Annotated in this window: 10 protein-coding genes and 3 pseudogenes; 7 read left to right on the top strand and 6 right to left on the bottom strand. The window is 40.0% G+C overall.

Features of this window, described 5'->3' with window-relative positions:
* Nucleotides 1-154: 154 nt before the first annotated feature.
* Nucleotides 155-475, top strand: a pseudogene (locus FEM33_RS26995) (type IIL restriction-modification enzyme MmeI); the annotation flags it as partial.
* 51 nt (nt 476-526) lie between these two features.
* Entirely contained in the window at nt 527-2476 is a 1950-nt protein-coding gene (locus FEM33_RS27000; protein ID WP_374756424.1) for a class I SAM-dependent DNA methyltransferase, read from the top strand.
* A gap of 108 nt (nt 2477-2584) precedes the next feature.
* On the opposite strand, the gene FEM33_RS09865 is transcribed toward FEM33_RS27000, so the two are convergent.
* Genes FEM33_RS09865 through FEM33_RS09875 form a run of 3 tightly spaced genes read right to left on the bottom strand, consistent with a single transcriptional unit; the run spans nt 2585 to nt 5378 of the window.
* On the bottom strand, nt 2585-3979 hold the full coding sequence (locus FEM33_RS09865; protein ID WP_139011905.1) for an ISKra4 family transposase: 1395 nt from the start codon (nt 3977-3979) through the stop codon (nt 2585-2587).
* 14 nt (nt 3980-3993) lie between these two features.
* Nucleotides 3994-4614, bottom strand: coding sequence for a recombinase family protein (locus FEM33_RS09870; RefSeq protein WP_139011906.1), 621 nt, complete (start codon nt 4612-4614; stop codon nt 3994-3996).
* A 59-nt stretch (nt 4615-4673) separates the two neighbouring features.
* The gene (locus FEM33_RS09875) at nt 4674-5378 is read right to left on the bottom strand and encodes a plasmid pRiA4b ORF-3 family protein (protein WP_139011907.1); all 705 of its coding nucleotides are present in this window, start codon (nt 5376-5378) and stop codon (nt 4674-4676) included.
* Nucleotides 5379-5479: 101 nt separating this feature from the next.
* Between FEM33_RS09875 and FEM33_RS09880 the strand changes: the two genes are divergently transcribed.
* Both FEM33_RS09880 and FEM33_RS27005 read left to right on the top strand, forming a co-directional pair.
* Complete coding sequence (locus FEM33_RS09880; protein WP_262711982.1) at nt 5480-6052, top strand: sialidase family protein; 573 nt, start codon at nt 5480-5482, stop codon at nt 6050-6052.
* A gap of 66 nt (nt 6053-6118) precedes the next feature.
* Nucleotides 6119-6214 (top strand): annotated as a pseudogene (locus FEM33_RS27005) (hypothetical protein); the annotation flags it as partial.
* 313 nt (nt 6215-6527) lie between these two features.
* On the opposite strand, the gene FEM33_RS09890 reads toward FEM33_RS27005, so the two are convergent.
* Nucleotides 6528-7082, bottom strand: coding sequence for a hypothetical protein (locus FEM33_RS09890; protein WP_139011909.1), 555 nt, complete (start codon nt 7080-7082; stop codon nt 6528-6530).
* Nucleotides 7083-7607: 525 nt separating this feature from the next.
* Between FEM33_RS09890 and FEM33_RS09895 the strand changes: the two genes are divergently transcribed.
* From FEM33_RS09895 to FEM33_RS09905, 3 genes are all read left to right on the top strand, one after another.
* Nucleotides 7608-7976 carry a hypothetical protein gene (locus tag FEM33_RS09895; RefSeq protein WP_139011910.1) on the top strand — a complete coding sequence of 123 codons (369 nt, stop codon included), beginning with the start codon at nt 7608-7610 and terminating at the stop codon, nt 7974-7976.
* An 891-nt stretch (nt 7977-8867) separates the two neighbouring features.
* Complete coding sequence (locus tag FEM33_RS09900) at nt 8868-9353, top strand: Crp/Fnr family transcriptional regulator (protein WP_229214176.1); 486 nt, start codon at nt 8868-8870, stop codon at nt 9351-9353.
* A 139-nt stretch (nt 9354-9492) separates the two neighbouring features.
* Nucleotides 9493-10164, top strand: coding sequence for an urease accessory protein (locus FEM33_RS09905; RefSeq protein WP_139011912.1), 672 nt, complete (start codon nt 9493-9495; stop codon nt 10162-10164).
* Between the two features lie 406 nt (nt 10165-10570).
* On the opposite strand, the pseudogene FEM33_RS09910 reads toward FEM33_RS09905, so the two are convergent.
* Together FEM33_RS09910 and FEM33_RS09915 are read right to left on the bottom strand one after the other, a co-directional pair.
* Nucleotides 10571-10856 (bottom strand): annotated as a pseudogene (locus tag FEM33_RS09910) (MscL family protein).
* Between the two features lie 345 nt (nt 10857-11201).
* Nucleotides 11202-12416 carry a porin gene (locus tag FEM33_RS09915; RefSeq protein ID WP_139011913.1) on the bottom strand — a complete coding sequence of 405 codons (1215 nt, stop codon included), beginning with the start codon at nt 12414-12416 and terminating at the stop codon, nt 11202-11204.
* Nucleotides 12417-12791: the final 375 nt, after the last annotated feature.

A 12791-nucleotide genomic window follows, 5' to 3' on the forward strand; every position in this document is an offset into this window, starting at 1 on the left:
GCAATTTCTTAATACCAATATACTACCTGAGTTATTGAGGGGTCAATCTGCTCTCATCCTTTTATCACTTTATCTTACAAATCTAACTTTTATACTTTCGACTAAGTTAAGTTTGTAAACATAGGAGCGGTTAAGGTCTGGGAATAGTAACAAATCAGATGTTGATGGAGGTGTCTTACAACAAAACAATATCCATATCGCTGTTTGTAATGTAGGGAATGTAACAGAGACACTAAATAAGTTAAAAGATAGCCAAGCTACTTTCAGAGGAAAAGTGAAGTTTATACTGGCAACAGATGGTAAGGAATTTCAAGCTGAAGATTTAATAAGTGGTGAAACCGTTGCGTGTGATTATCCTAGTTTTCATGATCACTTCGGTTTTTTTCTACCGCTGGCTGGGATAAGCACGGTTAAACAAATTCGTGAAAATGCGTTTGATATTAAGGCGACTAGCCGCTTAAATAAGCTATATATTGAACTACTGAACCATAATCCGGATTGGGCTAAAGCAGAGCGTCGTCAGGATATGAACCATTTTCTTGCAAGACTTATTTTTTGTTTTTTTGCCGAAGACACTGGTATATTTAAAGAGGATGGCCTGTTCACATCTACTGTGCAGACAATGAGTGCCGCAGATGCTCTTGATATTCATGAAATTATCGGGGAAATTTTCCGGGCTATGGATACCAAAAAAGATGAGCGCTCGGAAAAACAAATAAAAAACTGGGCTGCAAAGTTTCCTTATGTGAATGGGCAGCTGTTTTCCGGATCGGTTGATGTTCCCAAATTCACCAAAATAGCACGTTCTTATTTGCTCCACGTAGGCAACCTTGACTGGAAAAAAATCAATCCTGATATTTTTGGTTCGATGATTCAGGCAGTCGCAGATGATGAAGAACGTAGGGATCTGGGAATGCATTACACGTCAGTACCAAATATTTTAAAAGTATTAAACCCCCTTTTTCTTGAAGATCTGCGCACTCAATTAAAAGAGTCTGGTGAGAACTCTCGGAAACTGTTGAAGTTGCGTAACCGTATTGCCCATATTAGGGTGTTTGATCCCGCATGCGGATCTGGGAATTTCCTAGTGATTGCATACAAACAAATGCGTGAAATTGAAGCTGAAATCAACGAGAGAAGGGGGGAGAAACATCGCGAGAGCGAAATTCCTCTTACCAACTTCAGGGGTATAGAGCTCAAAGGATTTTCGGCAGAAATCGCGAGATTAGCCCTTATTATCGCCGAGTACCAATGTGATGTGCTTTATCGAGGGCAAAAACTCGCATTGGCAGACTTTCTCCCTCTTAGTGCAGAAAACTGGATTTTCTGCGGTAACGCATTACGTGTGGACTGGCTTTCTGTTTTCCCTCCTTCTGGAACCGGGGTAAAGCTTTTTGCCTATGATCTGTTTTCCACACCGTTAGACCAAAGTGAAATAAGTTTCGACAACGAAGGTGGCGAAAGATATATATGTGGCAATCCACCCTATAAAGGCTCGTCAGAACAGACGAAGCAAATGAAAAACGATTTGGAGCTTCTATTGGGATCTCGGTTGCCAAACTACAAATCATTGGACTACGTCGCAGGATGGTTAATCAAAGCATCAGATTATTGTTTGTCTGCTCATGCCAAAGTTGCTTTCGTGACGACGAATTCTATTTGCCAAGGATCTCACGTACCTATACTTTGGCCTTATTTATTCATGAAAGGCCAAAAGATTTTTTTTGCTCATACTTCGTTTAAGTGGAAAAATCTTGCTGCAAAAAATGCGGGTGTTATTGTTATAATCTTAGGAATTACTAACACCAACACCGACACTAATTATCGTCAGTTATTTTCCGAGAATGACGACGGGACAACTTCTGAAAAAAAGTGTTCATACATTGGTCCGTATCTGGTTCCTGAGGTTAATGTCATAGTGCAAAAGAGTACTAGACCCATTGATACGCAATTGTTAGAAATGGACTATGGAAGTAAAGCAGCGGACGGAAAGAATCTTAATTTTGATTCAATCGAAGCAGATATCATCAGAAATGCTAATCCTCGAAGTAACAAATTTATTTTCCCATACATAAGTGCTGACGATGCAATTTCAGGAAGGAAGAGGTATTGCCTGTGGATTGAGGAGCAGAATTCTGAGGAAGCTTACGAAATTAAACCGATTCGTAATCGTATTGATTTAGTCCGGTCTTTTAGACTAAATAGTACGAAAAAATCAACGAGAGTATTGGCTCAAAAACCATATGCTTTCGCAGAGCAACGATTTATAAGAGATAAACAAATTTTGGTGGTACCAAGTGTTTCTTCTCAGAACAGAAATTATCTTCCAATAACTTTAATACCGGAAAATACAGTCGTGACAAATGCCGCGTTTGCTTTCTACGGGGTACCGCTTTGGTGTATGGCGCTAATCGCGTCAAAAGTGCATATCGCTTGTGAACATTACCACGCAGGTGCACAAACCCAAAATGCCTGATTTAAATGCTGCATACAATTTCGATGCAGATTGGAGAAGCTATGCCAATACTCCCGGCCACGGCATGCAATTGACCGAAGGTGGAGAGCATCAAAAAGTGTGGGAGATTCATGCCGCTTCCCGGATGACGTCAGGATCTTTCACTGCTTTGATCGGCCTGAAATCCGGATACATCTTTCGAAAAGTACCTTCCCATTCGTTGTTCAATACTTTTGTTCGGACTTGAAGCAGCAAGTGTGCACCTTTTTTAGTCCACTGCATCGACTGTTTTTTAGAAAACCGTTTGGCAATTACATAATTGACTGTGGATTCCACAAAGCTGGTTGAAATAACTTCGCCGTAATTGTACCGCTCGGAGTAATTGACGATAAAATTTATATTGTTTGAAATGTATTTGTCGAAGTCGGTAACATATGTTTGGAACGGTTTAATCTTGTCATATTTTTTCTTTTGCGTCTTGTCTCCCAGGTGATCGATAAGGTGGAAGTCAAGGTCATCACAATGCTCAATTGCCCTTACAGCATTACCGTGCCATAAATTCCATTTTATACGGGTCAATAAATGTTGAAAAGATTTTCCTCTTTTTTCATCAACCTTTATCAACCCAAGTGCGCACTGGTGCAGAACTGTCAGTTTCATCGTAATATGAAACCAATCCAGAATGTGTGTGGATTCTGCATTAAGGTAGGTTTGTAGATTTCGTAAGTTATCAGCGCCATCTGAAAAGAATTCAAGCTGCTGGTGGGGCTGCATTCCTTGTGATACAAGATGGTTATAAAACCGGCGTTTGGATTTTAAATCATATGATCCCACGAATGCAAAGCATTTGGCTGGTTTTTCAGCCGGAATCGACTTGCCAGCGATAACTTCGAATATGCTTTTTTTATCTTTCCAGTCCCGGACATACCCGCCATCAATCCCAACAACCATTGTTCTTTCCGGCCTTGGCAACGCCTGCCGCTGGTTAATACTACCACAATCGCACATCCACTGCTCTTCTCCAATTTCTTGCTCCTGGGCTAAGGCCAAGTCATATAGATGGTTCTGGATCGTTGTTGCGTTAATCGTTTCTGCAACCGGCAGGACTTCTTTCAATAAATTCGCCGTTTTTTCAAAAGGGATTAAGCAGGCCCATTTTGTTTCAAGAAACAAAAGCTCAGGGGTAGTATGGTTTGGAAGTAGTTCATTTAGAGGGCTGAACGTTTTTTTATCTTCGCCATAATACCTGGGGCTTTCAAAAGTGATATCACCAAAAAGTGTTTTGAGTTTAACGGTATAGTTTCCTTTTTTACGAAGCTTTTGCAGCCCCTTGTTTTTGATAAAAGCTCCCAGTTGCTTTTCCACGATAGATTGCTGCAGATTTTTCAATAGCTGCTTTGATTCACAAAGGTTCATTCCAATGTTTTCAAAAGTGTCAAATGGCTTATCAAAGGTGAAAATCTCGTCAGTGCAAGCAGTTTCATTTTTCCCGGGTTCACATACTAATTGGAGTTTGAATTTCATGATTATTAAGGTTATCAGGAAATGTAATCTTTGACTTTTCTTACCGTATTGATAGAGGTATCACAAATTTTAGCGGTTTTACGCGCACTGATACCTAAACGTAGATTCCGAACCACCGAGGGATATTTTTTTAAAAAGACTACCTTATCCTCGCTGGATCCGTCAGGCCTGCCTAAGTGTTTACCTTTCCGACGTGCTTCGTCCATTCCTGACAGGATGCGTTCCCGCAATGTTTCCCTTTCCATCCGCGCAAATTCTGCCAGCAGCGTAAACATAAATTGGGCAATGGGGTTTCTCTTGCCATTTTTTAATGTTTCAATTCCAAAGTTTTGAACATACACAGTGATTTGAAGTTTAGTCAGCTCCTCCAATACATTTAAAACTTCAACCGTCGAGCGTCCCAAACGGGAAACTTCCTGAACCAGGACCGTATTGATCTCACGATTACGAGCCATGGTGAGCAGCTCCTGCAGCCCATCACGCTCCTGGTTATACTTTGCCCCGCTTACCTTTTCAGCTATTTCTGCAACAATCTGTAGGCTTTGATTTTGAGCCACCGCCCGTAAGTCTTCTATCTGCCGTTGGTAGTCCTGTTCTCTTTTTGATACCCGGACGAAAATCACTCCCTTTTCCATCACACCAAGTTACAAACTATAATCAAATTAACCACTAGGTTTTATTGATACAGAAAGTGCTACTCATCATCATCAAAATAAGCATCGTAACCGCCCAAGGTTCTCCAGAATTTACCGTCACCCTTATTTTGATACAGTTTGGCTAAGGCCTGATTCATTTTTTTCTTGTCGAAGACTTCACTGCGGTGTTTGAGATACCACCAAGGCGCATTATCCAGGTCAAGGTCCGGAAGTTCTCCGTTCTCAACACTTTCCAGTACGTTTGATAAGGTTTCCTGGATCCAACTGAACTGGCCTATCAAAGCATGCTGATAAGCATAAGGCCCGCCGACATCTTCCGGTGGGCAAGCCCTTCGTCCAGCTGTACAAATTGGGTGTCGGTATCCGGGTGTGATATTCTCAACCTTCTCGACACGGATTTCGTGTTTCCAGTAATCGCCAAAATCATAAACATATGAAAACTTATCACCAGCCCTCAAACCTAAATTTCCAATGTAAATCTCACTGGGATCATCCCGATAATACCCCCCGCCGTCATAAGCAATTCCATAATCCACTCCCCAGATATGAAAAACATGTAAATGCTGGTTTTCCCAACCCATCATCATCTGTATCAAATGATGGAGCTCAGCAATGTGTGTATTGCCGTCAATGATAAAGCGCCGGTAGATCATCGGCGAAATATTCAGGATGTGTACCTTCAAATGATACACGGCAGTTCGAGGATCAACAACAACTGGCTGGACGACATTTTTTGATTTCATGAGAAGATGGGGCCGCCTAGGTTTTCAAATCTTTCTCAAGTTATCAAACAATTAAATGCCCCACACTTTTTGATGCTCTCCAAGGTCTCTACAAAGGCAGGATTTACATTGCCGCCAACCATTCCGCAGGTAATCCCAAGCCAAAAGGCGCAGATTATCAGGCACATGCCTTTTACAGCGACGATCATGGCAAGACATTCAAACTAAGTGAAACAATTTCTTTTGAAGGTTCCAATGAATCCACAGCGGCAGAAATTTCAGGAGGCAGGGTCATGTTCAATGCGAGAAATCAGCAGGGCGATGTTCGCGCACGCATCGTGGCGGTGAGCAGTGATGGTGGGGTAAAATGGGATACTACTTATTTTGACCACAACCTGCCCGATCCTGTTTGCGAGGGAAGCATTCTGACCATTGGTAAAAACAAAACACACAATATCCTCGCATTCTCCAACGCAGCCGACACCAGAAACCGCGATAACCTCACATTAAGGATCAGCTTTGATGACGGAAAAACGTGGACGAAACAGTATCTCGTGGACAAAAGTAAGAATGGCGAAAAAGACTACACGGCCTACTCGGATCTGGTGCAGACAGGGAGGCATAGTGTTGGGGTTTTATATGAACTGAATGGGTATCAATCCATAGTGTTTAAAGAAATCATTTGGAAATATTAGATTAGCAAAGCATCGCATTAACCCGGAGATTAAATTGCACCGACGAGCCGGTCCTAGTCTAGGCAACATACGCTTTATAAAGCACTTAAAGAACTAGGTAGAATTTATAAAACGATTTATGTAGTCCAATATGGACGGACCTGCTATCCGGAAATCAGTTGAAAAGATTATAAGTAAAGTCGAAACAGTAATAAGCTCGTCAAAGCGATTTTAGTAATAATCAGCAGTTGATCGGGGCCACTTACCGGGAACAGCTTGCTGCAAAAGGTTGATTGCCAATTCTATTAACTGTTAGAACCTGCTTCATTTATCTGGTAGGTTAGCTATGCGATGCAGCAGGCGACCTACCAGATTGTGTTACCTATCCCGATGTCTTTTCTACCATACTCATTTTTCAGCTATAACGGTGATTCGTTGAGGGTGGCATTTAGGAAATATACTCGTGGCACTACCTTCGAAACCCCGGCTTTTTAAATTATAAACCTGTATCACTAACAGCCACGTCTTTGCCCACTATGTGATTACTTACCAGAATGAAACTTAGACCTGCCAGCGACAGGACAATGCCGGCAAAAAGTAAAGAAACGTTTTCGTTCAGCGTGGAGGCAATCAGTATCCACATAGCCCCGATTCCCATCGCCAATCCCGTAAATATCTTATAGAGAGCGATACTGGCTACGGGTTTGCGTTTTAGATTCAGGATTTGATAGGTGAAAGTCACTTCCATTAAGCCCAGAACCAGCAGGGAAAATCCCGTTATTTCCAAAAAATCGTTTAAATTTCTGGTAAAGAAGGCAACCGCCAGGCCATAGCCTATCCCCCCAAGACCCACGAGCCAACTGTAGGTGACAGAAATCATAGCACCTCGGCCTTTCATGGTAGCCAACAGGGTCAAAGCCCCCCCTAAAAACGAGCTAACTGCCACTACGTACTTAATGGTCGGCGAAGGCTGGTAGCTGAAGATTGCAATAAAAACCCCGGAAACAATCATGAAAATTCCGGTAAGTAAAGGGGCTGTTTTGGCATTCATAATTGTTTAATTTTAGGTTATTTTTCGGAAAAGAATTGAACTGGGTACGCTGATAGGAAGATGAATCGCCTGTATTAACCCTGTTACCAGGAACCAGTACCAGCGAAAATACAATACAATACAATACAATACAATACAATTTCTACTCCCTAGTATGCGCTAATAAATATTGAATATCCCTTTGGGTCCTCTCGCTATTGCTTCGCATTCGTATGAGTCCATTTTTCGAACGCCACCATAATACTGTTCGAGAAGTCGCTGGTACTATTAATACTTTTTTACCTTTGCGACCTGAGTATAGTGGAAATAATGCAGGTTACTAATTACAGTGAATCTACATTGATTTTCGTCAATGCTTGTTGTTGACCAAAATCAATGGAATTTCTTGCTTAGACGCATCGTTCCAAGGTATTCCTTCTTAGTAATTTTGTGTATCAGAATCGAAAGAAAAATGAACACAAAACAATCTATCGGAATTTCTGAGGACAAATAATCAATTAATTCCACGACATAAATCATTAAGACATGTATAAATCAGCAATTTTAGTAATACTTATTTTAGTAAATTTAGGAACAATGGATGTAAAAGCTCAGTCAATTGTAGATCCGGGAGTTTCAACTCATAATTATAAGCATCCGCAAAAAGCGGCCAAAGCGAAGGCTAACCAAAATGCAAGTCAGATAATCCGAGTTCCCAATCTGAAAACCATTGAAAGTGATTACAAAAGACATAACCAGGGAAGGTATGTGAATACAACACCTAAATATGCTCCGCGTCCTGCAGCTTTAATAGTTACAAGGAAATATCAAAAGGAAGGAGTTGATATTAATCCCCTGATTTCTCCAAGAAATTACAAAACACCAACTATTTCCGAGACAAAAAAGAAAAAATGAGGTTCTGGATTGCTACGATGGTCCATCTAATAACATCATTGCCTACTTTTGATTAGTAAATCTGGGCAGTAATGAGAGTGGCTGACTAGTCCTGAAGTAGCGTATAGGTCTTGAATAAATAAATGAGAAAACCGTTGCAAGACAACTTTTGCAACGGTTTTCTCATTTAGCGGTTACAAATTTGATTAGTTATCGCTCGCATATATTCGAAAGATAATAAAGCTTTCGCATACCTACCCGGGGTATTTTATCCTGACAACTGCACCAGGTCAGCTTCCTGCAATCGGTTTACTAAAGCGTCATCCTTGATTGTTTTCTGCGGTAATAAACCTATCTACTTATCTGTTCTGTTCTGAATCGGCTACCTACCCGGATGAGTTTTTTTGGATTATAATTTTGTATTTTGCTCGGCAAGATCGACCATCATATCAAAGATGATTGCCTTTTTAATCAGAAGTTTCCAACTGCTTTTCCAAAAAACTGACTTTCATACGAGCGCAAAGAGGTTTTGTTCTGGTGTTTTTTGGCATGTTTAATGGTATTTGAATTTTTCCAATTGCAGTTACTGTATTACGAAGCTATTGGTGAGCGTAATATGATTCACGGGTGAGGCAAGCCGTTTTTTTCTACCTCCTTTTCACTAATAAACTATTGTAAATTAACCAGTTAATTTACAATGTTAGCTTCCCGAATATGTTAATACCAAGCTTTAAGTGCTTAAATATTTTCTGCCTTGTGGTTTTAACTCAGATTAGGCTTATTATCTTTGATTATTGCATGTCTCAAATTTGATTGCCTATGTATGAGGTCTTTTTCCGCAAATTCAATGAGAAAGTTCAACTGACTGAATCAGAGATGAATTTTATTAAACAATATCTGACACCGAAAAAATTGCGTAAGCGTCAATACCTGCATCAGGAAGGGGACATCTGCAAGAACGTGGCTTTTATAGAAAAGGGGCTGATGCGTAGTTATGTTGTCGATTCTGACGGGCAAGAGCACATTATGGCATTTGCGCTGGAAGGATGGACCATGGGCGATTTGTATAGTTTCCTTAGTGAACAGATATCTTCACAGAACATCGATGCGCTGGAAGATTGTGAATTAGTGCTGTTCAGTAAGTCTGCACATGACGAGCTGCTCAGCACAATGCCTAAGTATGAAACTTACTTCCGAATATTAATGACGGATGCATATATGGCACTTCAAAAAAGAACATTAAATATTATCAGCCTTTCACTGGATGACCGTTACATGTTTTTTATTGAACAATTTCCCAATATCGTCCAGCGCGTTCCCCAGCACATGATCGCTTCTCACATGGGACTTTCTGCTGAAACCCTGAGCAGGATACGGAACAGGATCAATAAGAAGTAGCACCGGATACTAAGGGCGAACGTTGATGTGCCAGCTTCTACAAACTCTTGGTTTGACGTACATTCCACCGAAGTCAGAAGTCTGAAAGCGGATCCAGAATTTGAGAAAACGTACAATTAATAATACTCATAGAACTGAAATGGACAATATACACCTTCTTGTTATTTTGTATGCCGGAGTCGCACATGCGCTGGAAGCGGATCATATACTTGCCGTGTCAAATATCGTTTCTCGACGTAAAGCCGTTTTGCCTGCTCTCAAAGACGGCATTTTCTGGGGTTTGGGTCATACTTCTACAATTGTATTGATTGGGGTAATAGTATTGGTATTTAAGACGTCTATTTCAGAGAATACGTTTTCTTATTTCGAAGCCGGTGTGGGTTTAATGATGGTCATCGTAGCAGTTATGAGATTAACCAAGTTTTACAGTGAGAGGCAATTGACATATAGTGGGCAAATTATGCATGGTGCCGACGGGCCCGGAACTGAAGTATTCCTATCTTCCGGTATTGAAGATAGGAACTTGCATAAAGTTTCTTATGGGATAGGCCTTATACATGGTTTAGCAGGCAGTGGGGCTTTGGTTATGCTGGCTGTAACTCAATTTAATGAAGTAAACGCAGGAATGTTATACCTTTTATTATATGGATTAGGCTCTGTTGCCGGAATGGCATTGGTGTCGGGCTTATTTAGCATACCTTTTTCTAGAAGGCTGGTGAACAGTCCGATATTGCGAACCATATTGGTGATAATATCTTCCGGTATTTGTATTTTTTACGGAGCTTATGTGGTTTATGAAAATTTGAAATAGGGTTAAGTTGATTTTTAAGTAACTATGATAAATAGCCAGTGCCAGGGTATTAAATGTGCATTTATACTTGAATGAAAATCAGCGTTACACTTCAGAAAACGAATAATGCCTTGGTGGTTGTGGGCAGAAGCATTACTTCGAGGGAGTTAAGCCTTGGAAAAAATACATTAGAAAAATGAAAGCCGGAGGAGTGAGTGGCACCCCTATAAAATAGTGCATTTTATTTGTAGCCCTTATTGTAAAAAATTGGATGTGAAGATTTCCTGTACGATTCCTAGTTCCTCTTTTTGTAGATGAAACTAGTTATTTAATTGATAATCATCTTGTTGGGATACGGCGAAAAGGCTACCATTAGCTTCAAATGGTTATTAATCAATGACCTAATTCAAAAAGTAAAGTTCTTACTTTAATCAGCTTTTTTTTCTGAAAGTTTCAATCTATTGGCCGCCTTGACAATCATAAAAATCACCAATACAATAATAATGATCTGAATTAGAACCTGGATAAAGTTACCATATTTAATTGCAACCTCGGGAGTTTCGCCAACCGCTTCCTTTAAAACTATTTTAAGCTGCGTAAAATCTACTCCTCCAATCGGGACACCAAGAATAGAATGCAGCACCGATTACAACACCGACGGCAAGATCAAGTACATTACCCTGCGCAATGAAAGTTTTGAATTCTTTTAGCATAGAATTTCTTTTTAGGCACGTTTTGAATAAAATTAAAATAATTCTATTCAAAAGAAGACAAAAAACCTCCACTAAGCCCTTGAGCAAACTGCTTCTTGCTGGCTTGGCTTTTGTTATAGACCACAATCGCCGCTAATTTTATATTAAAATATTTTGCAATTTTCGCAATAATCGAGGCATTCAACTGATCATCGAGATTAAACTGTTTGCTGCAACATGCTTATTATCAAAGAATAAGCATGTTTAGACTCTCAATCAATCGAATTAGGCTATTGATTGAATACCACGATCATAAGACATTGTTAGACATAGGATCAATGTAATAGTCATGAGTATTATATGGAATTAAAATACATTAATAAAATACAAGATTCCCACAGCAAACAAATTTAAATTGGTTCTGGTATTTGCCATTTTGACCTCGCCTTTATAGTTGACTTTATTATGGTAATAGTACCCAAACATTTTCATTTGCTGACTGGCAATTGGTTGATATTCTATTCCCGCAAGTAGTCCGATATTTTCTCTGAAATTACGACCTATAACGCTGTTATTCTTCGTTTGGCTAGCGGCTTCAAATATCCCTTTGCCAGTAATAAACCATTTATCTACAAATTCGTAATCCACCCTCAAAATGGCGCTTTTGTAATTCAAATCATTTGCGAAAACCGGCTTTAAGCCGGAATTCATTCTAAGCCTATAATTATTAACAGAAGGTGAGGCGATGTTGGGGTGGTCTAATGCCAGATTAGCAGTTTGCAAATCAAGATACACTTCAAATCTATCTACTACCAGTTTATTCCCTAATGCTATTGAGTGGTTCCATTGCCCTGAGGCAAATTTAGATATATCGTAGCTCCAGAATGTCTGAAATTTATTATCGAACATTTTGCCTCGCCAGGTCGTGTAGACGCCCATTGGCGATTTTGAGGGCTTGTTGCCGTTGGTTGAATATCCTGCAATTGCATGTGCCTGAGTAAAATCTTCATTATAAGTATTGTGCAATTGCAGGTAAGCTGCATGATTTTCGTTTATCTGATATCCAAGTTTCATACCCATCATAAAGATATTTGCTTGAAAGTTCACAAACTCGGAGTATTGGTATTCAAATGTAGGATTCTTTTCAAACTCCCAACTGCCAACAAAGGCCGCCTGTTTCCCAACTTGGATGGACCACTTTTTTTCTTTCCCAAAAGCGTAATTGACAGAAGCGATGTCTATCGAGCCTGGTGAATTGTCAAGACTTTTTGGCGCCTGCGATCTGTTTAAGCGCCATCTTACCCGGAAGTCAAGATTAGGAACGATAGTACCTAGCACTTCAAAGCGAGCTTCGTTCTGCTTTAGCGCAGACTGCATTGAGCCATTCGGTATTTCCAGTGAACTCCGTAAAAGGAAATTCATATGAATACCTGCCAAGGCATCTGGCATGTTCTTAACTACTGTTGTAGGCAATTGAGTGGTATCTGCTGATAATGAGGAGCCCTCGATAATCTGTGCTATAGAAATAGCGTGTATGGAAACTAGCGAAGCTGTTATAACACCTTTCAAAATTTTATTCATACAATCCAAGTTTTGAAGCCATCTCGTAAATATCTATTTGAGTATTTACGCGGTAAAAGGTAATGGAACTTTTTCATTATTTACTATGGCGCATGAGACAATAATTCGGTCTGAGGGCATAAGTATCAATTCGCTGGGTCAAACATCCTGGAGATATCTATTCTGCTTGTCATTGTCTTCTTGTGCAATCAGTACCGTTATCCGGAAATTTTATCCAAGGTTAAATTCAGCAATGCAAACATGGTTTCCGTATTTTGAATAGTCAATAGGTCCTTCTCATTGTCTGCATGGTCTGGTATCTGTAGAATCATTTGGTTAATTTTGCGAAAGTGCAAATAAAACTGTTTTCTTGTACTAACATAGTTAAAGTATTAT

Source organism: Dyadobacter flavalbus (assembly GCF_006149045.1).
GTDB lineage: Bacteria > Bacteroidota > Bacteroidia > Cytophagales > Spirosomataceae > Dyadobacter > Dyadobacter flavalbus.